This window comes from Drancourtella massiliensis, from assembly GCF_016900655.1.
GTDB classification, from domain to species: domain Bacteria; phylum Bacillota; class Clostridia; order Lachnospirales; family Lachnospiraceae; genus Sellimonas; species Sellimonas catena.
Map to the genome: position 1 here is coordinate 1 of NZ_JACJKH010000001.1, position 24,945 is coordinate 24,945.

Genomic DNA, 24,945 nt, shown 5'->3' on the forward strand with positions numbered 1-24,945 from the left:
TGTACTTTGTATTCATGGTCATATTTACGTGCCACTTTGAATGCCTCCTTATTCTCTTGGTTTTATTATGAAATCCTTGAGAATAAGCTGTCAACTTTTTTTATACCACACCATCTGCCTTGTCGCAAAGGAGATTGAAAAGCTGCGTGTAAAGGATTGATACGACAAAATTAAAGGTATCGTCGGTGTCGGAAATGATAACGAACAACGCCGTTTTGCGGTCGCCCAGCGTATCAAGCTCCATTTCATCGGTTTCCATGAGTTCCCGCAGCTCCCGTATGTCAAAGGGGGCAAGCCGCGCCCCGCAGGAAATGAGGATTGAGGAACGTGTTTTGCCCGCCGAAAGCAAGAATTTCTTATATTGCCGGACAGCAAAATGTTCCGGGTCTTTTTCTTCCAGCCGTTCAAACATGAGGTCAACCGGGCTTTGAAACTCCGGGTCGTCCTCGCGGGCTTCGCTGGCGTTTATCATTTCAAGCAGCGTCGTAAAGTTCTTTTCTGCTTCCGGGGCTTCGTAGTAGATATAGCCGATCAGAGCGCAGTAAAAGAGCCGTTCCGATTTCACCCAAAAATCCTCGCCGGATTTTTCCCCGTCGCCTTTGGTGTTAGCGATAATGGTATTTACCAGCTTCAAAATGTCTTTCTCGCTGCGGATATACACAAAGGGGTTATATCGCATGGATTTTTTGAAGTTTATCGTATTCAGCACTTTTATCTTGTACCCGCCGCGCTGCAAGAGCTTTCCGCACTCGATTAAGACGGTGCCTTTCGGGTCGGTAACAACATAGCTTGAGTGCATTTGCATGAGGTTCGGCTTGACGAAAAACCTTGTCTTGCCGGAGCCGGAGCCGCCGATCACAAGGATATTTTTATTCCTTGCGTACTTCGGCTGCTTCGGGCGGCTGTTCATCGTCAGCCGTTCCGTTTGCGTGAGCAGCACATTGTTTTGAAAAACCGGGTCGATGTAGGGCTTTATATCTTCGGCTTTGCCCCAACGCGCAGAGCCGTATTCAATGCCTTTGCGGTATTTCTTCGCGTTCTTGCCCTTGATGTAGACGGCAAGCCGGACGATTACCGCGCCCGCAAGCCCGATCAACAGGTCGGCGGGGTGAACACTCGGAAAGGCATTTGAAAAAGCGGCGGAAAAACCGTCCCCGATAGACAGGAGCTTTGCGCTCATATCCGCGCCGGGGGCAAGACGCACCGCCTGTCCGACTTTATCAAAGAGATACACAAAGAGCAGATACGGGGCGTTGAGGATAAGCAGTTTCTTGATTTCCGGCTTCATAGCTCAATCCCCCTATCCTTGTGTTTTGTCTTTTGGCGGTTTGCGTTGAGCTGCTTTGCCGCTTCCTTAAAGGACACTAACGCTTTGAGGATAGAGGGCTTTTGCTCCCGTGAGAGCTTCTTTGCGGAAAATTCCCTAAATGCTTCGGTCATCACGTCAATATCCTTGCCCCGAAAGGAAACAAGATAGGTCGGCGGCTTGCCGTTCTCTATCCGCTTGACGTTATAATCCAGCCCGTTTTTCTTTGCGATAGCGTCAAAGGCTTTGATATTCGCGTCGGTAATCTCAATATTTGTTACCTTTTCGCCCGGTTTCATAAGCTGCCGCATAGTGATTTTCCCATGCGGGGCTTTGGAAAGCTGCTGCTTGCCTTTGGCTAAAACCGCTTTCATGGCTTTTTGCAGCACTTCGGCAGTCAGCTTTGAGGTCTTAATGGATAGGGCAACAACTTTCTCGTTTACTTCATCTTGCATTTACCGTCCTCCTTTCGATGATTTTTAGGGTGGTACGCCGCTTTGTGGCATAAAAATAGGGCGTCCGTTCTTCACGTCGCCCCGCTTAAATCCGTACCCGCAGACCGTTCAAGTCCTCGGCGCGGACACCCACAAGATACCAATTCTCCCCGTACTCAATGCGGGTCGGTTTCCATTTGCCGCCCGCGAACACCTCCATGCACTCGCCGCAATGCAAGCCGCCGTAGTAGTCGGCAAGGTCAAAGCGAATGTCGTAACGGTCGGCGGTTTCATCAAAAATCAAAGCTCCCTGTTTCATAAAGCGTCCTCCTTTGGTTTTACAGGCTTTCGCCCTCGTTGCATGAGTAATAGTCCGGGTCGCCAAACTTCGGCTTTCTCGGCGCAAGTGCGCCGCTCGCCATATCGTGAGCGACAAGGGAAGTGTAATAGTTGCCGATAGTGGACGGGGCATTGAACAGCACCGCCCGTAAATACTGCTTGATATTGCGGATTTTGGTTGTGTTCTCCCGCATACAGTCCAGGACAAAACGGATATGCTCGCTATCCAGCTTCATAAACTTTGCCTTGACAAGCTCCGCCGGGTAGTCGTCCCCGGCAATACGGATTGTCTTTCTCCGGGTACAGACCGTTTCCAGCATGAGATCGACGATTTCATCTAACCTGTCATAGTCGTAGGGCATATTCTGTTTGAGAATGTCGTACTCGATATTGTCCTTGATGATTTCCTCGTAAATCTCAAATGCGCTCTGTGCTGCCGCTTCCTTTCGCTTCCGTTCCTGCGGCTCTGCCGCGTCGTCCCCCAAAGGAGAGGGGTTAGGGGAAAGGATAGGAATGGAATGGGTATTTGATAAATCCGTATTTGATTTTTCTTTTTTTGGTAAGTCAGTTCTTTGTTCTTCTTTATTTATTTGCGTTGGATTATCCGACGTCGGGTTTTCCGTTGTCGGATTTTCCAATACCGGCTTATCCGTTGTTGGATTTTCCAATATCGGGTTTTCCAATGACGGGGGCTGCGGCTGCTCATAAATGGTGTACTCGATTGCCGCCATTTTGCCCTTTTCGTCGCGTCCCTGCCGCCTTGTGATATATCCGGCTTTTTCAAGCTCCCATACGGCGGTGCGGATCGCGTCGATACTTTCCCGATTGATATGGGACAGCCCCGCAAGGGTATAGTCCCAATCTTCCGGCAAGGACAACATCTGCGACAAAAGCCCCTTTGCCTTTAAGGAAAGCTCCTTGTTGCGTAGGTGGTGGTTGCTCATTACGGTGTAGCCCCTGCTTTTCTCCACGCGGAAAACTGCCATAGCTTCATCACTCCTTTGCTGTGGATTTGTTACGCAGTAGAACAGCGATTTTGAGGGTTTAGGGATAAAGCCCTTACCGTGTGAGAAACGCGCCCGCAAAGCCGCTTGTATCAAGGCTTTTTCTGCCCCTACTGCGTAACATGAGGGCATAAAAAAACGGCGTTCCTTTTCTCCCGTTGTAGGATTGAAGAAACGCCGCCTTTGCGGTACGTTATTCTGTTTCTTCGGCAATGAGGTCTTGCATGACTTCGCCAAAGTCTGCTGTAAAGGAAAAAATGAAGTATTCCAAAACGGCGGGGTCTGCGTCCATAGGCTCGGCTTCCTCGGAAAAAGGCAAGCCCATAAGCCCATACAGCATTTTGATAATCTTAAAGAGCTTTCCCCTGTCGGCGGGGGTGTTCATTGAAACAAGAATGTCCGTAAGGCGGTTAATGGTTTCCATGTCGCCGCCTGTTGTTACCCATACCATTTCTGCGAATGGCTGCGTGATTGCTCCGGCTACAAGGTTTACCTTATCCTTGCTGATTTCGCCGGACGGGAGTATAATACCCTTGTCTAAAAGTACGTTTTTCATGTCGTCCTCCTATAATTTGTGGTGCCAAAATGGTGCCCGGTCTTACAAAATCATCTTATACGGAGATACGGCAAGATAAATGAAAATACGCGGAAAGCCTTGATTTTAAGCCATTTTCGCAAGGTTTTATAAACACTTGCGAGGGCTTATAAGAAGATTTCCGCCAATCAAATCAATAAAAAATATGGTAAAAAATCATCATCTTGCAAAATTCATATCGGATGTATCGTGGTACGAATTGACAAGGCAACTCACATATAAAGCGGAGTGGAATGCGAGAAAATATGTCAAAATAGATACGTTCTATGCCAGCAGCCAGTTATGTTCAGCTTGTGGCTATCGGAATACAGGTACAAAAAATTTGTCGGTGAGGAAGTGGATATGTCCAAAATGCAGAGCAGAACATGACAGGGATATTAATGCCGCAAAAAACATATTAGCAGAGGGCTTAAGAAAAATAGCGTAATAGTATATAGGGCAGGAACTGCCCGAATCAACGCCGGTGGAGATAGTAGGGTACGAGGTCGATGAAGCAGGAAGCCCATTGGCTTTAGAAAATGGGTAGTTCACCTGAACGATGGTACTTGTATGAATAATATCCAGTTGGTGATTGACAAGAATAAAGTTGGAAATAAATAAAAATGCGTTCAATGTGGGAGCAGCGTTAAAGGCAGTCGGCTCTTTTGTCAGATCCAAGCGCAACGGTTATGAAATTCAGATTCAGACGATTGAGGTGCTTGGTAATTGCCCGTTTGACCGGATGCTGATGTATGTGACGGGAGTATCCAACATCCGGGATACACTGTTGTTCCCAAGAACAGTGGGAAATCTGTTCTAACAGTAAAACGGATGATAAAGAGGAAAGAATGATGTATCAGACTTATATTTTTGACTTATACGGAACATTGGTTGACATTCACACGGATGAGACTAAAATAGAAGTGTGGGAAAAAATGGCTCTGTTTTATGGGTATTATGGAGCATTTTATACGGCTGAAGAGCTTCGGCAAACATACCGGGAGCTGACACAGGAAGCGGAAAAAGAGGCATTGCGCCACGACAGCCATGAAAGCTTTCCGGAGCTTCAGATCGAGGACGTCTTTCTGGAATTATTCCGCCGGAAAGGGGCAGATGTCCTAAAAGAGACTGCGGTGTATGCCGGTCAGTTTTTCCGAGTCCTTACGACAGAGTATATCCGGCTTTATGATGGGACACGGGAACTTCTGGAGGCTTTAAAAGCCTCCGGAGGGTCCCTTTATCTATTGTCCAATGCTCAGCGGATATTCACAGCGTATGAGATGAAGGCACTTGATATTTTCCGGTATTTTGACGGGATTTATATTTCTTCCTCCTATGGAGTCAAAAAGCCGGACCGACGCTTTTTTGATCTCCTCCTCGAAAAGGAAAAGCTCAAAAGAGAAGAGGCTGTCATGATTGGAAATGATGGCATCTGCGATATTAGAGGAGCAAAAGAAGCCGGCATCGACACATTTTATATCCGGTCCAATATTTCCCCGAAAGAAGAGACGCCGGATGCGGATTTTGTACTGGAAGAAATGGATCAGCGCCGGGTTAAGGAAATGCTGCTTTCCGGTAAGAAAAAGGAAGCCCTGCGGCTTCGCCCTTACCGGGAGGAAGATGCCGAAACGCTGGCACAGCTTTTCTATGATACAGTACATACGGTTAATGCGGCTGATTATACAAAGGAACAGCTGGATGTTTGGGCTCCAAAAGAGCGTGATCTGCATGCATGGAACCAGTCTTTTTTAAAGCACAGGACACTCGTTGCTGAACGGGACGGCAGGATTGCCGGTTTTGGAGATATGGACGAAACCGGGTATCTGGACCGCCTGTATGTGCACAAGGAGTTTCAGAGGCAGGGGATTGCTGCGGCGATCTGTGATGCTCTGGAAGGAGAATCGGAAGCAGAAGAGTTTGAGACCCATGCTTCGATTACGGCCCGGCCGTTTTTTGAGGCCAGAGGCTATGAGATGATCCGTGCCCAGAAAGTGGAAAGGCAGGGGATTTTGCTGACCAATTATGTAATGCGAAAAAGAAGGCAGTAGAGGAGAAAAAGGATGAAACTGTTAATCAAACAAAGAGTATTTTCATGGACGGATACCTATGATATTTATGATGAATATGGGAATGTCCGTTATTTTGTGAAAGGAGATTTTTTCTCGATCGGACATCGGCTCAGAGTTTATGATGCCGCTCAAAATGAGATCGGTATGGTTCAGGAGAAACTGCTGCATTTTCTCCCGACCTTTGAAATCTATGCAGGAGGACAGTTTTATGGTACTGTTGCAAAGAAACTGACATTGCTCCGTCCTAAATATACGGTGGACTACAAAGGCTGGCAGGTTGAGGGAAACATGATGGGCTGGGAATACGATGCCTTTGCAGGCGGTGTCCTGGTGATGCATATTTCCAAAGAGATTTTCCACTGGGGAGATACTTATGTAATTGACATTGCAGATTCTGCAGATGAAATTATGGCACTGATGCTGGTGCTTGCGATTGATGCGGCAAACTGTGCATCCGGTTAAGCAAAGAGGGAAATTGAGAAATACGAAATCCTATGAAAAAGTCAAAAATCGTATCAGTTTTGATCGGGGCGGCGCTGTTTCTGGCAGTGGCGCTTCCGGTCGTTTTTCTGGAATCCGTGATTGGCGGATTTATTATGAAAGTATTCGGATTCCGTTATGATTCTATGCGAAGTGTTTTTCTGTTTTTTCTGGTGACAGCTGTAGCAGATGCGCCTTTGGAGATTCTGGCAAAAGCACTTCCGAAAGCGATGATGAGTCTAGGGTGGATCCGAAAATCCGGAAGATTCGTTTTGTGGTATGTGCTGGATATGTTGTTTGAGATGATGACTCTGGCGGGAGCAGACCTGCTTATGGACAGCGTCCGTGCAGAGGCAGCGGGAATTCTGGTTGTGTCCGCGCTTTCGTCCGCAATTACTGTCTGGCTGGACAGAAAAGATGAGGATTCGCCCGGAAATGAGATAAAGGAGAATAAGCATGGTAAAGATTGAGGAAGAAAAATGTATCGGATGTGGAAAATGTGTTCAGGACTGTGTGGGACATGCCCTGAAACTGGAAGAAGGCAAGGCGGCAGTAAAACGGGAATGTATCCTTTGCGGACACTGCGCCGCGATCTGTCCGATGGATGCGGTGAAGATTACGGAATATGAAAGTGATGAGATGATTCCGTATGAAAAAGAGCGTTTCCAGCTGGATCCGGAAGTATATGCAAATGCAGTGAAATTCAGAAGAAGTGTCCGGAATTATAAAGAACAGCCGGTGGAAATAGAGAAAATCCGGAAGATTCTGGATGTGGCGGCACATACGGCAACGGCAAAGAATGAACGTAAAATGAAATTCGTGATTGTACAGGACAGGCTGGATGAATTCAAAGAGATGGTCTTTGAAGGAATCGGTGAGGATCTGGAACTGCACAAAGGGGAAAAGAGTCCGGTGACAGCGCTGCTTTACAGCTTTTATAAAGGGAGAACACGGGATCCGAAGGAGGAATTTCTCTTCCGGAACGCACCGGCGGTACTTTACATTATGGGAGAACGCCTGGATGACGCAGGACTTGCAGCCCAGAGTATCGAAATGATGGCTCAGGCGCTTGGCCTTGGTGTGCTGTATAATGGCTATCTGAAGGCGGCAACGATGTGCTCTGAAAAGGTAAGAAACTTTCTGGACAAAGAGGGAAGGCCGGTGGCAGTCTGCATGCTGATCGGATATCCGGCGGTAACCTACAGAAGAACTGCGCCGAGAAAAGAAGCGGAATACGAAATCTTGTAAAATCGGATTGACAAGTAAATTTGAATGTGTTATATTCGTTCCAAGCAATGGAAAGGGAGTAGCTTAAACCTTCTTCGGAAGGTCGATTTGTAATCGTCAGCCGGTATCGAGAGGTACCCGTAGCAAATGAGATAGCAAGACTTTTATTGTGGCAGATGTCATGATAGGAGTCTTTTTTATTTGGTATGAAATTCAGAAGGAGAGGAAAATGAGATGGAAGCAGTAATGATGAGAGAGGATCTGAAGTGTGCAGAAGAAGCAGGAGTACAGGCGCTTGAAAGCCTGTATACAGTCAGAGAAAAGTTAAACAGTGCAAAAAAATGGGGAATTCTGGACATTTTTGGGGGAAGCATGATCAGCACCTATATGAAACATTCCCGAATCAATGAGGTAGAAGGAATGATCGAGCAGGCGAGAATCAGGCTGACAGATTTTCAGAAAGCATTGCGGAAAGTAGAAGTATCACCGAAACTTCAGACTGAAATCAGCGGATTTCTTACCTTTGCGGATTTCGCATTTGACAATCCGATTACAGATTATCTGGTGCAGACAAAGCTTCAGAGCCTGGGCGAAGAAGTGGAAGACACGATTCAGCTGACAGAAGAGCTTCTTGCACATATCAGAACACAGTAGGAGGGACGAACAGCGAGGAAAAGTTTATAGAATTTTTAGAAAATGATTGACACAGCCTTAAATCATAGTATATACTGACAGTAGAAAACAGCATATGATAGCGTGTTACTGAATTTCAGGCATGAACTATCCTTACACATTCCGCACAGTAGCCGGAGTGTATGATGGGAGAAGTTCATGCTTTTTTGTTTTCAGAAAATACTGCTGTCAGATCAAAGAGAGGAGAGAAACTATGAAAGACAAAATTTTTGGTGTTCTTCAGAGGATTGGACGAAGCTTCATGCTTCCGATCGCCATTCTTCCGGTTGCCGGCCTGCTGCTTGGAATCGGAAGCTCGCTGACGAATGCGACGACGATTGAGACATATCATCTGGCAGGAATCCTTGGAGAAGGAACAGTGCTGAACGCATTATTCACGATTATGACAAAAGCGGGAAATGCGATTTTTGACAACCTGCCGATTATCTTTGCCGTAGGTGTGGCAATCGGTATGGCAAAGAAAGAAAAGGAAGTAGCGGCACTTTCTGCGATGATAGCGTTTCTTGTTATGAATGTTACCATCAACGCGATGCTTCAGATTGACGGGACCATCCTGGCGGACGGCACGGTTGCTTCTGATGTACTCAGCGGTACGGTGGCAAGTGTCCTTGGTATTCAGACATTGCAGATGGGTGTGTTTGGAGGTATCATTGTAGGACTTGGTGTGGCGGCGCTTCACAACAGATTCCATAAGATCGTGCTTCCGAATGCGCTGTCATTCTTCGGCGGTTCCAGATTTGTGCCGATTATTTCCACTATCGTTTATGTGGGTGTCGGTATTCTTCTGTTCTTCGTATGGCCGTTCGTACAGAATGGAATTTACGCACTCGGAGGACTTGTAACAGGAACCGGTTATGTTGGTACTTTGATTTTTGGTATTATCAAACGTGCACTGATCCCGTTTGGACTGCACCATGTATTTTACCTTCCGTTCTGGCAGACCGCGGTGGGTGGAACGATGGAAGTGGCAGGACAGCTTGTACAGGGCGGACAGAATATATTCTTCGCACAGCTTGCTGATCCGAGTACCGTGCACTTCAGTGCAGACGCGACGAGATATTTCTCCGGAGAATTCATTTTCATGATCTTCGGACTTCCGGGAGCAGCCCTTGCAATGTACCATTGTGCAAAGAAAGAGAAGAAAAAACAGGCCGGCGGTCTTTTGCTTTCCGCAGCACTGACCTGTATGCTGACAGGTATCACAGAGCCTCTGGAATTTTCCTTCCTGTTTGTGGCTCCACTGCTTTTTGTAGTTCAGGTGATTCTGGCAGGTGCGGCATATATGATTGCGCACATCCTGAATATTGCTGTGGGACTGACGTTCTCCGGAGGATTTATCGACCTGTTCATCTTCGGTATTTTACAGGGCAACGACAAGACAAACTGGATGCGGATCATCCCGGTAGGTATTATTTACTTTATCCTTTACTATGTGATTTTCCGATTCCTGATCCAGAAATTCAATTTGAAGACACCGGGGCGTGAGGATGACGATGCTGAGACCAAACTGTATACGAAAGCGGATTACAAGGCAAAACAGGGTGCAAAGGATCAGAATGGTTCTGTGTCAGGAGGAGATGAGAGAAGTATTCTTATCACTCAGGGACTTGGAGGAAAGAAAAATATTTCCGATGTGGACTGCTGTGCAACAAGATTGCGCTGCACGGTTGTGAAACCGGAACTGGTAAATGATCAGATTCTGAAACAGACCGGTCCGTCCGGAATTGTGAAGAAGGGACAGGGAATCCAGATTATCTACGGACCGTCTGTCACCGTTGTAAAATCCAATCTGGAAGACTACCTTGTGAATGCTCCGGATGAAGAGTACATCGCACAGGAGACAGCTCCGGAACTGGAAGAAGAAAAGAAAGAAGAAACGAAAAATACAGTAGAAAAGACAACGAAAAAGGTGCTTTGCTCACCGTTTACAGGGGAGGCGCATCCGATCACAGATACTCCTGACGAAGCGTTTGCAGGAAAGATGATGGGAGACGGCTATATGGTCATGCCGGAAGAAGGAGTTGTCTATGCACCGGAAGACAGTACAGTCAGCTTCGTATTCCCGACCAATCATGCGATCGGCCTGACAACAGAGGACGGCGTAGAATATCTGCTTCATATCGGTGTAGATACGGTAAAACTGGAAGGAAAAGGCTTCGAGATGTTTGTAAATAACGGAGATTTCGTAAAAAAGGGAGACAAACTGATGGCTTTTGATATACAATATATAAAAGAGCATGCGAAATCCGAAGCCTGCATTGCAGTATTTACCGGACTGACAGAAGAGGAAGAAATTGTAATGAAGGCATCCGGGCATGTAAATGCACAGGAGGATATTGCGGAGATCGTGAGCTGCTGATTGTAAAGGAGCTTATGTCAGATGTATCGAATTATCAAAGTATTGAATAACAATGCCATTCTTGCCCTGGACCGTGAGAAGAAGCGGGAGATCATTCTGCTCGGAAACGGGATCGGCTTCGGGAAACATCCGGGCGAAGAGATGAAAATGATCAAAAACGCCAAGATTTACACGCTGGTGACGAAGAAGAAGCAGGTCTCCGCATTGAAAGTGGTCAACGGCATCAAGCCGGTATATATTGAGGCCACCGGACGAATTCTGGAGGAAGCGGAGAAGGTATTTGAGCATGTCAGTCATGACTCTCTGCTCCCTCTGGCAGACCATATCGCGCTTGCGGCAAAGCGGGCGGAAGAGAAGAGGCAGATACCAAATCCGTTTACGCCGGACATCAAGGTACTGTTTGAAAAAGAGTACGAGGTTGCCCTGAAAGGGCGGGAAATCATCCGTGAGATGACTGGTTCCGAGATCTCTGATGATGAGGTCGGATTTATCTCTCTGCATATTCATTCGGCCCGTACGGATGAGAAGGTTTCCGAGACACTGGATAATACCCGGATCATTAATGAAGGAATCAGGATGATTGAAGAGCAGTTTCAGATTGATGTGGAACCGGATTCTCTTGCGTATAACCGTATGATGAGCCATATTTACTACATGCTTGTACGGACACGCAAAGGCGAGCAGGTGAAAGCAGACTTAAATGAATTCGTACAGCTGAAATATCCGAAAGAGTTTGAGGCGGCAGTGAAGATCTGTGCCTGGATGGAAAAAGAACTGAAGACGGAAGTGAAACGGGAAGAAATCGGATTTCTGGCGATCCATATTTTACGGATTGTAGACCGGGAATAGATAGAGCAGAAAATGTTTCAAAAAAGAGATCCCTGCAGGAAGCAAGGGGCGGCCGTAAGGCCCGGATTCCTGCGGGGATCTTTTGCGTCTGTTTCGGTTTTACAGATTAGATGATTTTGGTTGTCCACTTTGTGCAGTCCCACACTTCGGATACCACATCCCGGTAGAACTCCGGTTCGTGGCAGATCAGAAGGAGACTTCCACGGTATTCCAGAAGTGCTTTTTTCAGTGCTTCCTTGGCGTCCACATCCAGATGGTTGGTCGGCTCGTCCAGAAGCAGGATATTCGTGTCACGGTTTACGAGTTTACATAACCGGACTTTCGCCTGCTCACCTCCGCTTAATACCCGGATCTGGCTTTCGATATGCTTGGTAGTCAGGCCGCATTTTGCAAGGGCAGACCGCACTTCGTACTGGTTGAAGGATGGAAATTCATCCCAGATTTCATCGATGCAGGTGGCGGTGTTTTCGCCTTTGACTTCCTGCTCGAAATATCCGATCTGGAGATTTTCTCCCAGCTCACAGCTTCCGCTCAGCGATGGAATCAGCCCGAGGATGCTCTTTAAAAGCGTTGTTTTCCCGATTCCGTTTGCTCCGGTGAGCGCAATCTTTTGGCCGCGTTCCATGGAGATGGAAAGAGGCTTGGAGAGAGGCTCGTTGTATCCGATCACCAGATCCTTTGTCTCAAAGAGAATCCGGCCCGGTGTCCGCCCGTAGCGGAAGTGGAATTCCGGTTTCGGACGTTCCGCTGCAAGTTCGATTTTCTCCATCTTGTCCAGCTTTTTCTGACGGGACATGGCCATGTTCCGTGTGGAGACCCGGGCTTTATTCCGTGCCACGAAATCTTTCAGCTCGCTGATTTCCTGCTGCTGTCGGCGGTAGGCCGCCTCCAGCTGTGCTTTCTTGACAGCGTAAACTTCCTCAAAATGCGTATAGTCGCCTACATAGCGGTCGAGTTTCTGATTTTCCATGTGGTAAATGATGTTGACAACGTCATTTAAGAATGGAATATCATGGGAGATCAGGATAAAAGCACTTTCATATTCCTGAAGATAGCGCTTCAGCCAGGCAATATGCTCTTCATCCAGATAGTTGGTCGGCTCGTCCAGAAGAAGGATGTCCGGCTTTTCCAGAAGCAGTTTTCCAAGAAGGATTTTAGTACGCTGTCCACCGCTTAAATCGGTGACATCCCGGTCCAGGCCGATGTCCAGAAGACCGAGGGCTCTTGCCACTTCCTCCACCTTACTGTCAATGGTATAGAAATCGTGCATGGTCAGGGTGTCCTGAATGGTTCCGAGCTCTTCCATCATGGCAGTCATTTCATCTTCCGAAGCATCTCCCAGAGAATCACAGATCTGATTCATCTTTTCTTCCAGTTCAAAGAGCCAGAAAAAGGCGGATTTCAGTACGTCCCGGATGGTCATCCCTTTTTCCAGGACCGTGTGCTGATCCAGATAGCCGACACGGACATTTTTGGACCATTCGATTTTCCCTTCATCCGGTGTCAGATGGCCGGTAATCATATTAAAAAACGTGGACTTTCCTTCCCCGTTTGCGCCTACCAGTCCGATGTGTTCACCGCGGAGCAGGCGGAAGGAAACATCCGAAAAGATCGCACGGTCTCCAAAACCGTGTGACAGATGTTCTACATTTAAAATACTCATCACTCAAACTCCTTATGATACAGTCTTTCCCTATTGTACAGGAAAACCGAAGGATTGTCACCCGGAAAAACAGAATTCTCTTTCAGGCGTTAGTTTTGTCTTACAGCGGGAAATTTGATACAATAAGGACAGAGTGGAGGAAGTAAGGAGATTGTAATCGTATAACATCTAAATCAACATGCAGATCAGAAAAGGAGGACAAAGATGAAGGTAGGAATTATCGGAGCGGGCGGAATTGCCGTCACTATGGCGAAGACATTAAATGAGATGGAGGACGCAACAGCATATGCAGTGGCATCCCGTGACCTTGCAAAGGCACAGGCATTTGCCGAAAAGAATCAGATAGAAAAGGCGTACGGTTCTTATGAGGAACTGTTTGCAGATCCGGAGGTGGAACTTGTCTATGTGGCGACTCCGCATTCCCATCATTATCAGTATATGAAGATGGCGCTGGAAGCCGGAAAACCGGTGCTCTGTGAGAAGGCATTTACGGCAAACGCCGCACAGGCGGAGGAGATTTTCCGGATTTCCGAGGAAAAAGGGATCTTTGCGGGTGAGGCAATGTGGACACGTTTCCTTCCATCCAGAGCCATGATTGACGAGGTGATCCGTTCCGGAGAGATCGGGAAGGTCCATATGATTACGGCAAATCTCGGCTATGATATCAAAAATGTAGAACGGCTTCGCAATCCGGAGCTTGCCGGAGGGGCGCTTCTGGATGTGGGTATTTATCCGCTGACTTTTATCCGGATGATTACCGATGCCAAAATCAAGTCCATGGATACGTCCTGTGTCAAGCTGGAGACCGGAGTTGACGCGCAGAATGCAGCCACATTTATTTTTGAAGACGGATGTATGGCATCGATGCACAGCAGCATGTTAGGCGGAACAGAGCAGGCAGGAATCGTCTACGGCGACAAAGGATATCTGATTGCATGGAATATCAATGATGTGGACAGGATTCAGGTTTTTGACAACAGCAGAAAACTGATCCGGGAGATGGAAACGCCGGAGCAGATTACCGGATTTGAGTACGAAGTACGGGCAGCTATGGAAGCTGTACGTGCGGGAAAAACGGAATGCCCGCAGATGCCTCACAGTGAGTCGATCTACATGATGCAGCTGATGGACAGCATGCGAAACGCATGGGGCATCCGTTTTCCGTTTGAAAAGTAAAAAAGAGCAGTCAGTTTCGGCAGGCTTCGATGAAGGCGGAGAAGATCCGGCTCATTTTCCGGGAGGTCAGATACATACATTCCGGATGCCACTGGATGCCAAGCAGGAAAGGATGCCTGATTCCTTCCACCGCTTCAATCAGTCCGTCCGGTGCGAGGGCACAGATTCGGAGAACTTCTCCCGGATCTTTGACTGCCTGATGGTGGAAGCTGTTGACTTTGGCCTGCTTTCCGATCAGGTCGGACAGCATTGTATCTTCCAGTGTGCGGACGAGATGGACAGGATCATGCCGGAAAGCGGCAGCGGGGCTGTGGTTAAAGAAATCCGGCTGCTCGGACAGATCCTGGTAAATGGTGCCGCCGCAGGCAAGAGTCAGAAGCTGCATTCCCTTGCAGATACCGAGGACCGGCTTTTCAGAGTGCTTCAGAAGAAAGGTAAGAAAGTCAAGCTGGAACCGGTCAAAGTCATAATCGGTTGTTCCAAGTTCCGGGGACGGGACCTGACCGAACAGTAGGGGATTGATATCGGCGCCGCCGCAGAACAGAAAACCGTCGTATTTTTTCAGACACGCCCGAAAATAGGAGAGTTCCATGTCTTCGTAAAAAGGAATCAGAAAAGGCAGTCCGCCGTGATCTGCGGCCGCCTGTATGTACGGAAGACTGGTAAACATGCGCCCATGTTCTCTGGCGCACACAACGATACCGATGGAAGGGGAATTCTGTTTCATATCTGATTTCCTTTCTGCTTATATTAGATTATAATGGTATCAGTTTATGAAAAGGAGTCGTTTCTTATGAATCTGATTGACATGCACTGTGATACGGTATATGAATTATTGTCCGAAAATATGCCGGATCAGGATCTGAAAAAGAACCATCTGAAAGTAGATATAGAAAAAATGAAGCGGGGAGGATCCATGGCCCAGTTTTTTGCCTGCTTTGTGCCGCTGGAGGAATTTCTTGGAAAATCGAAGCACGAACAGGCATATGAATATGTCAGAAGGATGGCCACGTATCTGAAAAAGCAGATCTGGATCTATCCGGATGAGATTGCTTTCGCAGGAAATGGAAACGACCTTGACCGGAACAGAAAGGATGGAAAGATCTCCGCGTTTCTGACACTGGAAGAGGGTGGAGTGATCCATGGAGAGCTGGAACGGGTGCAGGGACTTTATGATATGGGAATCCGCCTGATCACATTGACGTGGAATTATGAAAACTGTATCGGCTATCCGAACAGCCAGGAGGCGCAGGTGATGGAACAGGGATTGAAGCCGTTTGGCTTTTCCGTGGTTGAGGAAATGAACCGGATCGGGATGATTATCGACGTCTCCCATCTGTCAGAGGGCGGCTTCTGGGATGTGGTTTCTCACAGCAAAACCCCTCCGGTGGCGTCTCATTCCAATGCGCGGGCGCTTCGGAATCATCCGAGAAATCTTTCGGATGAACAGATCCGGGCGCTTGCCGAAAAAGGAGGGATTGCCGGCCTGAATTTTTATCAGGAGTTTCTTGGGAAAAGCGGTTCCTGCCTGATCGAAGAGATGGTAAGCCATGTCCGGCACATGTACCAGAAAGGCGGAGAAGAAGTTATCGCCATTGGAACGGATTTTGACGGCTTTGGCGGAGCAGAGAAGATGGAGATCGAAGACATCGGTGCGATGCCCCTTCTTTACGATGCGCTCGGAAAGGCCGGATTTACCCAGCGACAACGGGAAAAGATCTGGTACGGCAACGCAAAACGTGTGATCGATACGGTACTTTAGCTGAAAGTTTTTAAGAGGGAGAAATATATGGTAGAAGTAGTATTTGGTGCAAGTGAGGCGGCTTCATTGAAAATGTCCCGGCTGCGAAACCGGGCGGAGGAGATTATCTGTCTGGATCTGGGGCTGGACGTTGGAGAGATCCGTAATCTGGATAATGAAAGCAAAAGAAGCAATGCGCTGGAAACCTTGTTCCGTGACGGGACAAAAGCGGGAGAGCGTGTATGGAAAGAATATAAAGAACGAATCAACAGATACAGTGCGATGCCGGAGAGATTGAGAACGCTGGCGGCAGAGGGGAAGCCTGTCCGAATCTGGTACGGCAGGGCACCTTATGAAGTGTGCGGCTATTATTATACCTGCCATCTGTTAAACGATTTGACCGATCAGATTTCAGCAGTAAAACTTCCGGACGTTCTGTTTTGTCATGATACCAACACGCCATATGAGGTTTCTATGATGGGAGAGATTGCATATGAGGAATTTCCATCGCTCCTTGCGTATGAAAAACCGTTGAATGAGTGGGAAATCCAGATCGGGACGATGCACTGGGAGAGACTTGTGCAGGAGAACGCAGTACTCAGAGCCTCTGTCAATGGAAAGCCGATGAGCGTTCGGGAATCCTTTTATGACTTCATGATCGAAAACACGTTGACAGAAGAACCGCAACAAGAAGCAGAGGTTCTTGGAAACGTTCTGGGAGAATATGAGCCGGGAATCGGAGACGGCTGGCTGGCACACCGGATTGAAGCCGGGATCAGGAAAGGAACAGTCCGGATCGCAAAAGATGACAGAAATCCATTTGAAAGATGGATCTGCAAGAAATAAAGGAGGAGACAGCATGATCCGGAGAGGCGTGACCGAGGATCTTGCGGCGGTTGCCAGAATTCATGTAGATGCATGGAAACAGGTCTACAGGGGAATCATGCCGGAAGAAGTACTTGAGAAACGAAATTATGACGAGCAGCGACAGGCATGGGAAAGAAAGCTGGAAAAGGGAGAAGAAGATCTGTATGTGTATGAGATCAACGGAAACATCGCAGGATTTGCTTCCTGCCGTGTGATCGATGAAGAACATGCGGAGATCGATACCTTATACTTCGATGAAAAGTATCGGGGAAAAGGCTATGGAACACAGATGCTGGAATATCTGTTTCAGATATTAGGACAGAAAAGAAAAGTGTCCCTATGGTGCGTGAAAGAAAATCCAAACCGGAAATTTTATGAGGCAAATGGCGGAAGTCCGGGGCGGGAAAAAGAGGTGCTGATTGGCGGGAAACAAGTTGCCGGAATTCAGTATACATTTGAAAGATAAAAGAGAAACATAGCGTATTGCCAAAGCGGGCCCCGGCAGCCGGTGAGCTGTCGGGGCCACGCTTTTTATCTTTTTGGAGATTTTAGTGAATCAGGATTTCTAATTTGTCTTTTCCTCATTACACCTTTTTTCTGATGCCTCTGTTTTTACCGAATACCGGATAAACACAAGGCTGGTCAGCAGAATCATGCAAAGGCCGGAAATGAAAAACCAGACATTCACGCCTACTTGTTCTGCTATCGGACTGCTGAAAAGTAATCCAATCGGCATTGTAACGGAAGAAATCAAAGTAAGTACCGAAAATGCCCGTCCCATTTTTTTGGGAGCAACGGTTTCCTGTATATAAGCAGTCAGTGGAATTGTATGAACATTTCCGGAAGCGCCCAGGCAGATACAGCTTGCTGCAAAGAAGAACCAGCCAACATAAGTCGGAGGTATGACGCCGCAGATCAGAGATGTGATCCCCATTCCAAACAGACCGATAAAAGAAACCCTGATTTTACGTTCTACTTTTAAAACGCTGGAAAACAGGAGGGATGCTACCATCATGCCGACGGCAAAGGACAGCTCCACAGCACTGCCGTGCATGGCTGACAACTGAAAATAATCGCTTGTCATCAATGGATAAAAAGAAGAGAGCGGTGCGTAAAAGAACATGCAAAGTGCTTCTGCGGCAACAATGTAAAACAGTCGTTTATCTTCTTTAAATACCTGTAACCCCTCTTTGATTTCTGCAACAAAATGCTGTTCTTCCTTGTCTGTTTTTTCCAACTTTGGGATTTTCACAATGGCTAATGCGCTGCTTGCTAAAATTGCTCCTGCCACATCACTCACCAAAACGATGGACATAGGGAAGAGTGAGTATAAAACTGCGCCGATGACCGGCCCGATCAGGAAAGAACCGGAACTTAAAAGCTGCATCCACCCATTGGTTTTGATCAGTTGGTCTTTTGGTACAAGCTGCGGAATAATGGACTGTATGGCCGGCTGCTGAAAGGTGCTGCCAATCCCTCTGACACAAAGCATAATACATACTGTCCATACAGGCAGGTCAAAAAAGTACAGCATCACTGCGTAAATCAGTGCAGTGATTCCCATTGCCATGTCCGAAAAAATAGAGATAAACTTTCGGTTGTAACGGTCTGCCGCAATGCCTGCAATCGGGCTGAATAACGACATCGGGAGATAGGCGACAAGTCCTGATATTCCCAGCATGAAAGGCGAAGATGTCTTCTCAGCAAGCCACCAGATCAAGGCAAACTGAACACCGTGGCTGCCCAGCATGGAAACTGCCTGTCCTAATGCAACGATGATAAATTGTGATTTCCACTTTTGTATTTTTTTCATATTCAATTGTCCTCTCATTTTCAAAATAGTTTTTCAAACAGGGGACAATATCAAGTACGATAATCCCCTTAGTGTACTGATGCCGACATCAAGCCACCTCCCTTCCAAAGATCATTCTTCCCTGTATTTATAGCAGGGCTTCCATATATTTCTTTAATCCGTCACGATATTTTTTCGTAAGAGCCAGGTATTGTTGCTGTTCTTCCGGAGTCCACTCACTCCAGATTTTGTTTTCGATTTCGTGTAAAGGATAGATTTTTTCCAATGAAAATTTCTGCCCTTTTTCAGTCAGACAGAGAATGGTATTTCTGCCTTTCCCTTGTTCCAGATATACGATTTCCTCTTTTTCTAACTTGCGTATGGCAGAATTGATGGTCTGGCGGCTGATGCCTGTGAGTCTGCTGATCTCACTTTGCAGACATTTTCCGCCTTTCTCGCAGAGTACATATAAAATATTCTGAACACTGTCTGAAATTCCCGTTTTTACAGCGGCTTCATGATATAAAGCATTGATTTCGCCTGCCAAATAAGTATATTGTTCTGCTCCTAAGTAGTGCATATGCTCACCCCTTGTCCGATTTCGTACATTGTACATTATATCCGATTTCGGACATAAGTCAAGAGATTTTTTATGAAATAGTAGGGAAATGAAAAAACGGACAGTTGCGTCTGCAAATGTCCGTTTTTAGCTTATAAGGAAATTCGTTTATTCCACTGTAATCCAGTATCGTTCAAAGTTTACCTGTTCTTCCGGTTCCCAGACAGTGCTGTCATAAACGCCGCCGTTTGCAAGGATCGTCTTCCGGCTTGCGACATTGGTATCCACGCAGGAGACCATTACCTTTTCCAGTCCGAGTTCTTTGCAGTATGGAAGACAGTCGTGAAGCATCTGCTTTGCGTATCCCTTACGACGTTCGCTTGGACGGATGGAGTAGCCGATATGTCCGCCGTATGTTTCCAGAAATGGAGTAAAGGAGTGACGGATCTGGATGGTACCGAGGATTTTGCCGTCAGACTCTCTGACATAGATAAACTGAGTCGATGGTACCATATCCTCAGGGATATCATCGCCCTTTTCAAAGCGTACTGTGTGTGCTACCCATTCTGCCGGATCTTCCATGTCGGCCAGAGGGCCGCAGCCATTGAGAGGGCTCCCCGCATCGAGAAACTCCTGACGATAGGAGCGGATCTCATCCGAAAAGGAAATGTCCGGTCGTTTCAGTGTTAAGATTTCCATTTTTCTTTCCCTCCCTCACAGGTATGATTCTAATAATCTTACCAGAATAGGAGCGGGAATTCCAGTGCTTTTTCTCAAAAGACACATTTTATGGATAATAGGTGTCAGTTTTCTGAAAAAATTAACGCATCCCATCACGGCAATGCGCCTCAAAAAAGGCACGGTAACCGGCATCGACCGTGGAGGAATCCTCTTCCTGATCGGGAAGATCGTAGTAATACTTCCTCGTTTTACAGTCCAGAGAAAGGCTGTCCAGAGGGTATCCTGCCACCCGTTTTGAATGTGGAGTATCTGTCAGAAGAAAGGGCTCGGTCCAGATGCTTTCGTCCATACTGCTGTAAATATGATCCGGATCAAAAATGAGGCAGACTGCATTTTTGTATCTTCCGGTCAGTGTACCTCCGTGTTTTCCGGCAAGATCGGAATAATAGGAAATCATTTCTTCGTCGGTCAGGGAACGACCGCCGACCCGGCGGATATGGGTGCCCGGCTGCAATTCGTCCGGGAGTTCTTCAAAATACAATCCGCTGTCACAGGAAAAAAGCGGGGTATGGAGTGCTTCGTAGTAGATCTTTGCTTTCAGAACCGCATTTTCCAGAGGATTCTTCCCGGTTTCTGCTACATCAGGAAGGGGCAGATTCAGATCGCAAAGTCCGGTCAGTTCGATGGACAGTGAATCTAGTACCCGCCTCATGGAATCGAGTTTGGCAGGATTGGTTGTTGCGTAGAGTAAAATCATATTTTTCACCTCTGATACGTAAACATGCCAAAACTTCCGGAGAATAAACATTCCCCGGAAGCTGGTTTATAATTATGCATGATTATGAATTATTTCTGATTATTCTTTTCTTCCATCAGCTTCATGGCACGAACTTTCAGCGGAAGTCCGAACAGGTTGATGAAGCCGTCAGCGTCGTGGTGATCGTAAAGATCGCCGGTTGTGAAGCTTGCAAGTGATTCATTGTACAGAGAATATGGAGAGGTTGTTCCGGCTTTGATGATGTTGCCTTTATACAGTCTGAATTTTACTTCTCCTGTCACATATTTCTGTGTGGATGTTACAAATGCCTGGATTGCTTCGCGAAGCGGTGTAAACCATTTTCCTTCGTAGACAACCTGAGCAAGTTTGTTGCCCATGTTTTTCTTCACTTCATAAGTAGCGCGGTCGAGAACGAGTTCTTCCAGCTGCTGATGTGCTTCCATCAGGATCGTTCCGCCAGGAGTCTCATAAACACCACGGGATTTCATGCCGACAACACGGTTCTCCACGATATCGATGATTCCGATGCCGTGTTTTCCGCCGAGTTTGTTGAGCTCTGTGATGATTTCGGAAACTTTCATCGCTTTGCCGTTCAGCGTTTTCGGTACGCCGCTTTCGAATGTCATGGTCACTTCTTCCGGTTCATCCGGTGCTTTTTCCGGTGTTACGGTAAGTACGAGCAGATCATCGTAGTTTGGAGCCTGGGACGGATCTTCCAGTTCCAGACCTTCGTGGCTGATATGCCAGAGGTTCCGGTCACGGCTGTAGCTGTGTTTTGTATCAAATGGAAGATCAATGCCGTGCTGTTTGCAGTATTCGATCTCATCTTCACGGGACTGCATGGTCCACAGATCTGTCATTCTCCATGGAGCGATGATCTTCAGATCCGGTGCGAGAGCAGTGATTCCAAGTTCAAAGCGGATCTGGTCATTTCCTTTTCCGGTTGCACCGTGGCAGATTGCTACGGCATTTTCTTTTCTTGCGATTTCCACAAGTTTCTTTGCGATTCCCGGACGAGCCATAGCAGTACCGAGCAGGTATTTGTTTTCATAAACAGCGCCTGCCTGTACGCAAGGCATAATGTAGTCTTCGCAGAATTCATCTACGATATTTTCAATATAAAGCTTGCTTGCGCCGGACATTTTCGCACGTTCTTCCAGTCCGTCAAGCTCCTCTCCCTGACCGCAGTCGATACAGCAGCAGATGACATCATAGTTAAACGTTTCCTTCAGCCACGGGATGACAGCGGTAGTATCCAGTCCGCCTGAGTACGCCAGTACAACTTTTTCTTTCATATCTATATCCTCCTGAAATTTTGTTTTCGTCAATCACATGTGTTACTATACACCTTTTTTTATAATTATGCAACAGAAAAATGTAGAAAATCAGATAAAAATAGAAGATTTTTCGAGAGACAATGCATAATACACAAAAAAATATTCATAAAGGAAGAATAATTATACAAAAAATATGTGTATTTATACTTGTGAAAGGAAAAAAAAGGTTGTATACTAAAGACTACAAGCAAAACAGCTCGATTCCAACAGAGCATTCTATAGAAAGAAAAGAAAGGATCGAAAGAATCATGATAAAAGCAGGAATCATCGGAGCGACTGGATATGCCGGAGGAGAACTGGTCCGGATCCTGATGGGTCATAAGGACGTGGAGATCAAATGGTACGGTTCCAGAAGTTATATCGATCAGAAATACGCAGCAGTTTACCAGAATATGTTTCAGATTGTAGAGGACGTCTGTAAGGATGACAATATGGAGGAGCTCGCAGATCAGGTGGATGTGATCTTTACAGCAACGCCGCAGGGATTTTGCGCTTCCTTATTAAATGAAGACATTCTCTCCAAAGTCAAAGTGATTGACTTAAGCGCGGATTTCCGTATTAAAGATCAGAATGTATATGAGGAATGGTACAAGATCGAGCACAAGAGCCCGCAGTTTCTGCCGGAGGCGGTGTATGGACTCTGTGAGATCAACCGGGAGCAGATCAAAGGGGCGCGGATTCTCGCCAATCCGGGATGCTATCCGACCTGTTCGATTCTCTCCATCTATCCGCTTGCAAAAGAAGGACTGATCGATATGAATACACTGATTATCGATGCCAAGTCCGGGACATCCGGAGCGGGAAGAGGAGCAAAGGTGGACAATCTTTACTGCGAAGTGAATGAAAACATCAAAGCATACGGAGTGGCTTCCCACCGGCACACACCGGAGATCGAGGAGCAGTTGACCTACGCATCCGGTGTAAAGACAGTCCTGAATTTTACACCGCATCTGGTGCCGATGAACCGGGGAATTCTGGTGACAGCCTATGCTTCCTTAAAGAAAGAAGTTTCCTATGAAGAAGTGAAAGCAGTCTATGACCGCTATTATGAGAATGAGCAGTTCGTAAGAGTGCTTGAGAAAGGCATCTGCCCGCAGACTAAATGGGTGGAAGGCAGCAATTATGTAGATGTGAACTTCCAGCTTGACCCGCGGACGGGCAGAGTGATCATGATGGGAGCAATGGATAATCTGGTGAAAGGAGCAGCAGGACAGGCGGTACAGAATATGAATCTGATGTTTGGTCTTCCGGAGAACGAAGGACTGAATCTCGTACCGATGTTCCCGTAAGAGAAAATGAAGATTCGGATAATGACAATTGAGGATTATGACCAGGTGTATCACCTCTGGAAAACGATTCATGGATTTGGAATCCGCAGCATCGACGACTCAAGAGAGGGTGTGGAACGTTTCCTGAAGAGGAATCCGACGACCAGTGTAGTGGCAGAAGAGGACGGGAAGATCGTAGGATGCATTCTCTGCGGTCACGATGGAAGAAGAGGATGCTTTTACCACGTCTGTGTAGAGGAGGCATACCGCAAGCACGGAATCGGGCGCCAGATGGTGGCTGCGTCCATGCGGGCGCTGCAGGCAGAGGGGATCAACAAGGTATCTCTGATTGCCTTTACACAAAATGATATCGGGAATGCATTCTGGAACCGGATCGGATGGACGAAACGGGAAGACCTGAATTATTATGATTTCACTTTAAATGAAGAAAATATTACAGTATTTATAGAATAAAGATGCCGGGCAGAATCCGGGATCAGAACGGAGGATGGGAACATGAAGATAGTAGAAGGCGGAGTGACAAAGGCAAAAGGATTTGAGGCAGCAAGCACCGCAGCGAAGATCAAATACGAGGGCAGGACGGATATGGCACTGATTTACAGTGAAAAGCCGTGCGCGGCAGCAGGAACATTCACGACTAACGTCGTAAAAGCAGCGCCGGTGAAATGGGACCGTCAGGTAGTGGATTCCGGGAAACCGGTACATGCTGTCGTTGTTAACTCCGGCATTGCAAATGCCTGTACCGGAGAAGAAGGAATGTATTACTGTGAGGAGACTGCCAGGGCGGCAGCGGAAGCACTCGGAATTCCGGCGGACAGCGTAGCCCTTGGATCGACCGGAGAGATCGGACGCCAGCTCCCGATTGACCGTATGAAAGCAGGAGTCAAAGCACTTGCGGAGAAAAAGAATGATTCCATCGAGAATGGAACACTGGCGGCAAAAGCCATCATGACGACAGATACCGTAGAGAAGGAACTGGCAGCTGAGATCGAAGTTGGCGGTGTGACAGTGACTATCGGTGGAATGGCAAAAGGTTCCGGAATGATTCATCCGAATATGTGCACGATGTTAAGCTTCATAACCACAGACGCAGTGATTTCCAAAGAGGCCCTTCAGAAGGTACTGAGCGCGGATGTGCAGGATACTTATAACATGATCTCCGTAGATGGAGACACCTCCACAAATGACACCGTACTTCTCCTTGCAAACGGAGCAGCCGGAAATGAGGAGATCAAAGAGGGAACACCGGAGTATGAGGCATTCTGCCAGGCCCTTCATGAGATCAATGTTTATCTGGCAAAGAAGATTGCAGGAGACGGCGAGGGAGCCACGGCTCTGTTTGAGGCAAAAGTTATCGGAGCCGAGACAAAAGAGCAGGCAAAGACCCTGGCAAAATCCATCGTATGCTCTGACCTTACGAAGACAGCCATTGCAGGACACGATGCCAACTGGGGCCGAATCTTCTGCGCCATGGGATATTCAGGGGCACAGTTTGATCCGGAGAAGGTTGATCTGTTCTTCGAGAGCAAGGCAGGAAAGATTCAGATTACGGAAAACGGTACTGCTGTTGCCTACAGCGAGGAAAAAGCGACAGAGATTCTCTCGCAGCCGGAAGTGACAGCCATTGCGGACATCAAGATGGGAACGGAAGAAGCATCTGCATGGGGATGCGACCTTACATATGATTATATTAAAATCAATGCGGACTACAGAAGCTAGGAGGTAGGA

Annotated in this window: 27 protein-coding genes and 2 pseudogenes; 17 read left to right on the forward strand and 12 right to left on the reverse strand. The window is 47.1% G+C overall.

Translation table 11 applies throughout. The features are described from left to right. Positions 1-106: 106 nt before the first annotated feature. The 5 genes and pseudogenes from H6A32_RS00005 to H6A32_RS00025 form a co-directional block, all read right to left on the reverse strand. Positions 107-1,288 (reverse strand): annotated as a pseudogene (locus H6A32_RS00005) (VirD4-like conjugal transfer protein, CD1115 family); the annotation flags it as partial. Then, on the reverse strand, positions 1,285-1,761 hold the full coding sequence (locus H6A32_RS00010) for a PcfB family protein (RefSeq protein ID WP_087150720.1): 477 nt from the start codon (positions 1,759-1,761) through the stop codon (positions 1,285-1,287). The pseudogene H6A32_RS00005 and the gene H6A32_RS00010, both read right to left, overlap by 4 nt. 85 nt (positions 1,762-1,846) lie before the next feature. Continuing rightward, positions 1,847-2,059 carry a DUF5348 domain-containing protein gene (locus tag H6A32_RS00015; protein WP_009270790.1) on the reverse strand — a complete coding sequence of 71 codons (213 nt, stop codon included), beginning with the start codon at positions 2,057-2,059 and terminating at the stop codon, positions 1,847-1,849. 19 nt (positions 2,060-2,078) lie between these two features. Then, positions 2,079-3,065: a DUF6017 domain-containing protein gene (locus H6A32_RS00020; protein ID WP_087150721.1), complete on the reverse strand. Its 987-nt coding sequence runs from the start codon at positions 3,063-3,065 to the stop codon at positions 2,079-2,081. 211 nt (positions 3,066-3,276) lie between these two features. Then, positions 3,277-3,639, reverse strand: coding sequence for a hypothetical protein (locus H6A32_RS00025; RefSeq protein WP_087150722.1), 363 nt, complete (start codon positions 3,637-3,639; stop codon positions 3,277-3,279). Positions 3,640-3,823: 184 nt separating this feature from the next. Between H6A32_RS00025 and H6A32_RS00030 the strand changes: the two genes are divergently transcribed. The 10 genes and pseudogenes from H6A32_RS00030 (at position 3,824) to H6A32_RS00075 (ending at position 11,334) form a co-directional block, all read left to right on the forward strand. Further along, complete coding sequence (locus H6A32_RS00030) at positions 3,824-4,105, forward strand: RNA-guided endonuclease TnpB family protein (RefSeq protein ID WP_346342214.1); 282 nt, start codon at positions 3,824-3,826, stop codon at positions 4,103-4,105. A gap of 159 nt (positions 4,106-4,264) precedes the next feature. After that, a complete protein-coding gene (locus H6A32_RS00035) occupies positions 4,265-4,477 on the forward strand; it encodes a hypothetical protein (RefSeq protein ID WP_087253036.1) in 213 nt (70 codons plus the stop codon). A gap of 31 nt (positions 4,478-4,508) precedes the next feature. Next, positions 4,509-5,171: pseudogene (locus tag H6A32_RS00040) on the forward strand (HAD family hydrolase); the annotation flags it as partial. 78 nt (positions 5,172-5,249) lie between these two features. Then, positions 5,250-5,705 carry a GNAT family N-acetyltransferase gene (locus tag H6A32_RS00045; protein WP_346342216.1) on the forward strand — a complete coding sequence of 152 codons (456 nt, stop codon included), beginning with the start codon at positions 5,250-5,252 and terminating at the stop codon, positions 5,703-5,705. Between the two features lie 12 nt (positions 5,706-5,717). Then, positions 5,718-6,188, forward strand: coding sequence for an LURP-one-related/scramblase family protein (locus H6A32_RS00050; RefSeq protein WP_204863471.1), 471 nt, complete (start codon positions 5,718-5,720; stop codon positions 6,186-6,188). Between the two features lie 32 nt (positions 6,189-6,220). After that, positions 6,221-6,676: a YrvL family regulatory protein gene (locus tag H6A32_RS00055; RefSeq protein ID WP_204863472.1), complete on the forward strand. Its 456-nt coding sequence runs from the start codon at positions 6,221-6,223 to the stop codon at positions 6,674-6,676. Then, the gene (locus H6A32_RS00060) at positions 6,663-7,454 is read left to right on the forward strand and encodes a nitroreductase family protein (protein ID WP_204863473.1); all 792 of its coding nucleotides are present in this window, start codon (positions 6,663-6,665) and stop codon (positions 7,452-7,454) included. Before H6A32_RS00055 ends, H6A32_RS00060 begins: the two co-directional genes overlap by 14 nt. Before the next feature lie 213 nt (positions 7,455-7,667). Beyond that, positions 7,668-8,087 (forward strand): hypothetical protein, encoded by a 420-nt coding sequence (locus H6A32_RS00065; protein WP_118635755.1) that lies wholly within the window; start codon positions 7,668-7,670, stop codon positions 8,085-8,087. Positions 8,088-8,319: 232 nt separating this feature from the next. Further along, complete coding sequence (locus tag H6A32_RS00070; protein WP_204863474.1) at positions 8,320-10,485, forward strand: PTS transporter subunit IIABC; 2,166 nt, start codon at positions 8,320-8,322, stop codon at positions 10,483-10,485. Between the two features lie 21 nt (positions 10,486-10,506). Continuing rightward, entirely contained in the window at positions 10,507-11,334 is an 828-nt protein-coding gene (locus H6A32_RS00075; RefSeq protein WP_087253023.1) for a PRD domain-containing protein, read from the forward strand. A 106-nt stretch (positions 11,335-11,440) separates the two neighbouring features. On the opposite strand, the gene H6A32_RS00080 is transcribed toward H6A32_RS00075, so the two are convergent. Then, entirely contained in the window at positions 11,441-12,997 is a 1,557-nt protein-coding gene (locus H6A32_RS00080; protein WP_204863475.1) for an ABC-F family ATP-binding cassette domain-containing protein, read from the reverse strand. Between the two features lie 204 nt (positions 12,998-13,201). On the opposite strand from H6A32_RS00080, the gene H6A32_RS00085 reads away from it, so the two are divergent. Next, positions 13,202-14,173, forward strand: a complete 972-nt coding sequence (locus H6A32_RS00085; protein ID WP_087167406.1) for a Gfo/Idh/MocA family protein — start codon at positions 13,202-13,204, stop codon at positions 14,171-14,173. Positions 14,174-14,183: 10 nt separating this feature from the next. Here the strand turns inward: H6A32_RS00085 and H6A32_RS00090 are convergent, their stop codons facing one another. Next, complete coding sequence (locus H6A32_RS00090) at positions 14,184-14,900, reverse strand: gamma-glutamyl-gamma-aminobutyrate hydrolase family protein (protein ID WP_204863476.1); 717 nt, start codon at positions 14,898-14,900, stop codon at positions 14,184-14,186. Between the two features lie 66 nt (positions 14,901-14,966). Between H6A32_RS00090 and H6A32_RS00095 the strand changes: the two genes are divergently transcribed. Genes H6A32_RS00095 through H6A32_RS00105 form a run of 3 tightly spaced genes read left to right on the forward strand, consistent with a single transcriptional unit; the run spans position 14,967 to position 17,247 of the window. Continuing rightward, positions 14,967-15,935, forward strand: a complete 969-nt coding sequence (locus H6A32_RS00095) for a dipeptidase (RefSeq protein ID WP_087253017.1) — start codon at positions 14,967-14,969, stop codon at positions 15,933-15,935. A gap of 27 nt (positions 15,936-15,962) precedes the next feature. Continuing rightward, positions 15,963-16,760 carry a DUF1835 domain-containing protein gene (locus H6A32_RS00100; protein ID WP_204863477.1) on the forward strand — a complete coding sequence of 266 codons (798 nt, stop codon included), beginning with the start codon at positions 15,963-15,965 and terminating at the stop codon, positions 16,758-16,760. Further along, complete coding sequence (locus tag H6A32_RS00105) at positions 16,720-17,247, forward strand: GNAT family N-acetyltransferase (protein ID WP_204863478.1); 528 nt, start codon at positions 16,720-16,722, stop codon at positions 17,245-17,247. Before H6A32_RS00100 ends, H6A32_RS00105 begins: the two co-directional genes overlap by 41 nt. A 99-nt stretch (positions 17,248-17,346) precedes the next feature. Here H6A32_RS00105 and H6A32_RS00110 read toward each other — a convergent pair whose 3' ends face one another. The 5 genes from H6A32_RS00110 to H6A32_RS00130 all read right to left on the reverse strand — a co-directional run bounded on the left by H6A32_RS00110 (position 17,347) and on the right by H6A32_RS00130 (position 21,886). Continuing rightward, positions 17,347-18,594 (reverse strand): MFS transporter, encoded by a 1,248-nt coding sequence (locus tag H6A32_RS00110; RefSeq protein WP_204863479.1) that lies wholly within the window; start codon positions 18,592-18,594, stop codon positions 17,347-17,349. Between the two features lie 127 nt (positions 18,595-18,721). Beyond that, on the reverse strand, positions 18,722-19,153 hold the full coding sequence (locus H6A32_RS00115) for a MarR family winged helix-turn-helix transcriptional regulator (RefSeq protein ID WP_087167400.1): 432 nt from the start codon (positions 19,151-19,153) through the stop codon (positions 18,722-18,724). A gap of 147 nt (positions 19,154-19,300) precedes the next feature. Then, on the reverse strand, positions 19,301-19,831 hold the full coding sequence (locus H6A32_RS00120) for a GNAT family N-acetyltransferase (RefSeq protein WP_204863480.1): 531 nt from the start codon (positions 19,829-19,831) through the stop codon (positions 19,301-19,303). A 121-nt stretch (positions 19,832-19,952) separates the two neighbouring features. Further along, on the reverse strand, positions 19,953-20,570 hold the full coding sequence (locus H6A32_RS00125; protein ID WP_087167398.1) for a non-canonical purine NTP pyrophosphatase: 618 nt from the start codon (positions 20,568-20,570) through the stop codon (positions 19,953-19,955). A gap of 89 nt (positions 20,571-20,659) precedes the next feature. Further along, positions 20,660-21,886 (reverse strand): argininosuccinate synthase, encoded by a 1,227-nt coding sequence (locus H6A32_RS00130; protein WP_204863481.1) that lies wholly within the window; start codon positions 21,884-21,886, stop codon positions 20,660-20,662. A 290-nt stretch (positions 21,887-22,176) separates the two neighbouring features. On the opposite strand from H6A32_RS00130, the gene argC reads away from it, so the two are divergent. Genes argC through argJ form a run of 3 tightly spaced genes read left to right on the forward strand, consistent with a single transcriptional unit; the run spans position 22,177 to position 24,936 of the window. Continuing rightward, entirely contained in the window at positions 22,177-23,217 is a 1,041-nt protein-coding gene (gene argC / locus H6A32_RS00135; RefSeq protein WP_087167521.1) for an N-acetyl-gamma-glutamyl-phosphate reductase, read from the forward strand. Between the two features lie 21 nt (positions 23,218-23,238). Beyond that, positions 23,239-23,670 (forward strand): GNAT family N-acetyltransferase, encoded by a 432-nt coding sequence (locus H6A32_RS00140; RefSeq protein ID WP_330616779.1) that lies wholly within the window; start codon positions 23,239-23,241, stop codon positions 23,668-23,670. A 42-nt stretch (positions 23,671-23,712) separates the two neighbouring features. Further along, positions 23,713-24,936: a bifunctional glutamate N-acetyltransferase/amino-acid acetyltransferase ArgJ gene (gene argJ / locus H6A32_RS00145; RefSeq protein WP_204863482.1), complete on the forward strand. Its 1,224-nt coding sequence runs from the start codon at positions 23,713-23,715 to the stop codon at positions 24,934-24,936. Positions 24,937-24,945: the final 9 nt, after the last annotated feature.

Bases quoted from the DNA above. Each gene is read 5' to 3' on its own strand.
- H6A32_RS00010 (WP_087150720.1), bottom strand. From the start codon at position 1,761: ATGCAAGATGAAGTAAACGAGAAAGTTGTTGCCCTATCCATTAAGACC.
- H6A32_RS00015 (WP_009270790.1), bottom strand. From the start codon at position 2,059: ATGAAACAGGGAGCTTTGATTTTTGATGAAACCGCCGACCGTTACGAC.
- H6A32_RS00020 (WP_087150721.1), bottom strand. From the start codon at position 3,065: ATGGCAGTTTTCCGCGTGGAGAAAAGCAGGGGCTACACCGTAATGAGC.
- H6A32_RS00025 (WP_087150722.1), bottom strand. From the start codon at position 3,639: ATGAAAAACGTACTTTTAGACAAGGGTATTATACTCCCGTCCGGCGAA.
- H6A32_RS00030 (WP_346342214.1), top strand. From the start codon at position 3,824: ATGGTAAAAAATCATCATCTTGCAAAATTCATATCGGATGTATCGTGG.
- H6A32_RS00050 (WP_204863471.1), top strand. From the start codon at position 5,718: ATGAAACTGTTAATCAAACAAAGAGTATTTTCATGGACGGATACCTAT.
- H6A32_RS00055 (WP_204863472.1), top strand. From the start codon at position 6,221: ATGAAAAAGTCAAAAATCGTATCAGTTTTGATCGGGGCGGCGCTGTTT.
- H6A32_RS00060 (WP_204863473.1), top strand. From the start codon at position 6,663: ATGGTAAAGATTGAGGAAGAAAAATGTATCGGATGTGGAAAATGTGTT.
- H6A32_RS00065 (WP_118635755.1), top strand. From the start codon at position 7,668: ATGGAAGCAGTAATGATGAGAGAGGATCTGAAGTGTGCAGAAGAAGCA.
- H6A32_RS00070 (WP_204863474.1), top strand. From the start codon at position 8,320: ATGAAAGACAAAATTTTTGGTGTTCTTCAGAGGATTGGACGAAGCTTC.
- H6A32_RS00075 (WP_087253023.1), top strand. From the start codon at position 10,507: ATGTATCGAATTATCAAAGTATTGAATAACAATGCCATTCTTGCCCTG.
- H6A32_RS00080 (WP_204863475.1), bottom strand. From the start codon at position 12,997: ATGAGTATTTTAAATGTAGAACATCTGTCACACGGTTTTGGAGACCGT.
- H6A32_RS00085 (WP_087167406.1), top strand. From the start codon at position 13,202: ATGAAGGTAGGAATTATCGGAGCGGGCGGAATTGCCGTCACTATGGCG.
- H6A32_RS00090 (WP_204863476.1), bottom strand. From the start codon at position 14,900: ATGAAACAGAATTCCCCTTCCATCGGTATCGTTGTGTGCGCCAGAGAA.
- H6A32_RS00095 (WP_087253017.1), top strand. From the start codon at position 14,967: ATGAATCTGATTGACATGCACTGTGATACGGTATATGAATTATTGTCC.
- H6A32_RS00100 (WP_204863477.1), top strand. From the start codon at position 15,963: ATGGTAGAAGTAGTATTTGGTGCAAGTGAGGCGGCTTCATTGAAAATG.
- H6A32_RS00105 (WP_204863478.1), top strand. From the start codon at position 16,720: ATGACAGAAATCCATTTGAAAGATGGATCTGCAAGAAATAAAGGAGGA.
- H6A32_RS00110 (WP_204863479.1), bottom strand. From the start codon at position 18,594: ATGAAAAAAATACAAAAGTGGAAATCACAATTTATCATCGTTGCATTA.
- H6A32_RS00115 (WP_087167400.1), bottom strand. From the start codon at position 19,153: ATGCACTACTTAGGAGCAGAACAATATACTTATTTGGCAGGCGAAATC.
- H6A32_RS00120 (WP_204863480.1), bottom strand. From the start codon at position 19,831: ATGGAAATCTTAACACTGAAACGACCGGACATTTCCTTTTCGGATGAG.
- H6A32_RS00125 (WP_087167398.1), bottom strand. From the start codon at position 20,570: ATGATTTTACTCTACGCAACAACCAATCCTGCCAAACTCGATTCCATG.
- H6A32_RS00130 (WP_204863481.1), bottom strand. From the start codon at position 21,886: ATGAAAGAAAAAGTTGTACTGGCGTACTCAGGCGGACTGGATACTACC.
- argC (WP_087167521.1), top strand. From the start codon at position 22,177: ATGATAAAAGCAGGAATCATCGGAGCGACTGGATATGCCGGAGGAGAA.
- H6A32_RS00140 (WP_330616779.1), top strand. From the start codon at position 23,239: ATGACAATTGAGGATTATGACCAGGTGTATCACCTCTGGAAAACGATT.
- argJ (WP_204863482.1), top strand. From the start codon at position 23,713: ATGAAGATAGTAGAAGGCGGAGTGACAAAGGCAAAAGGATTTGAGGCA.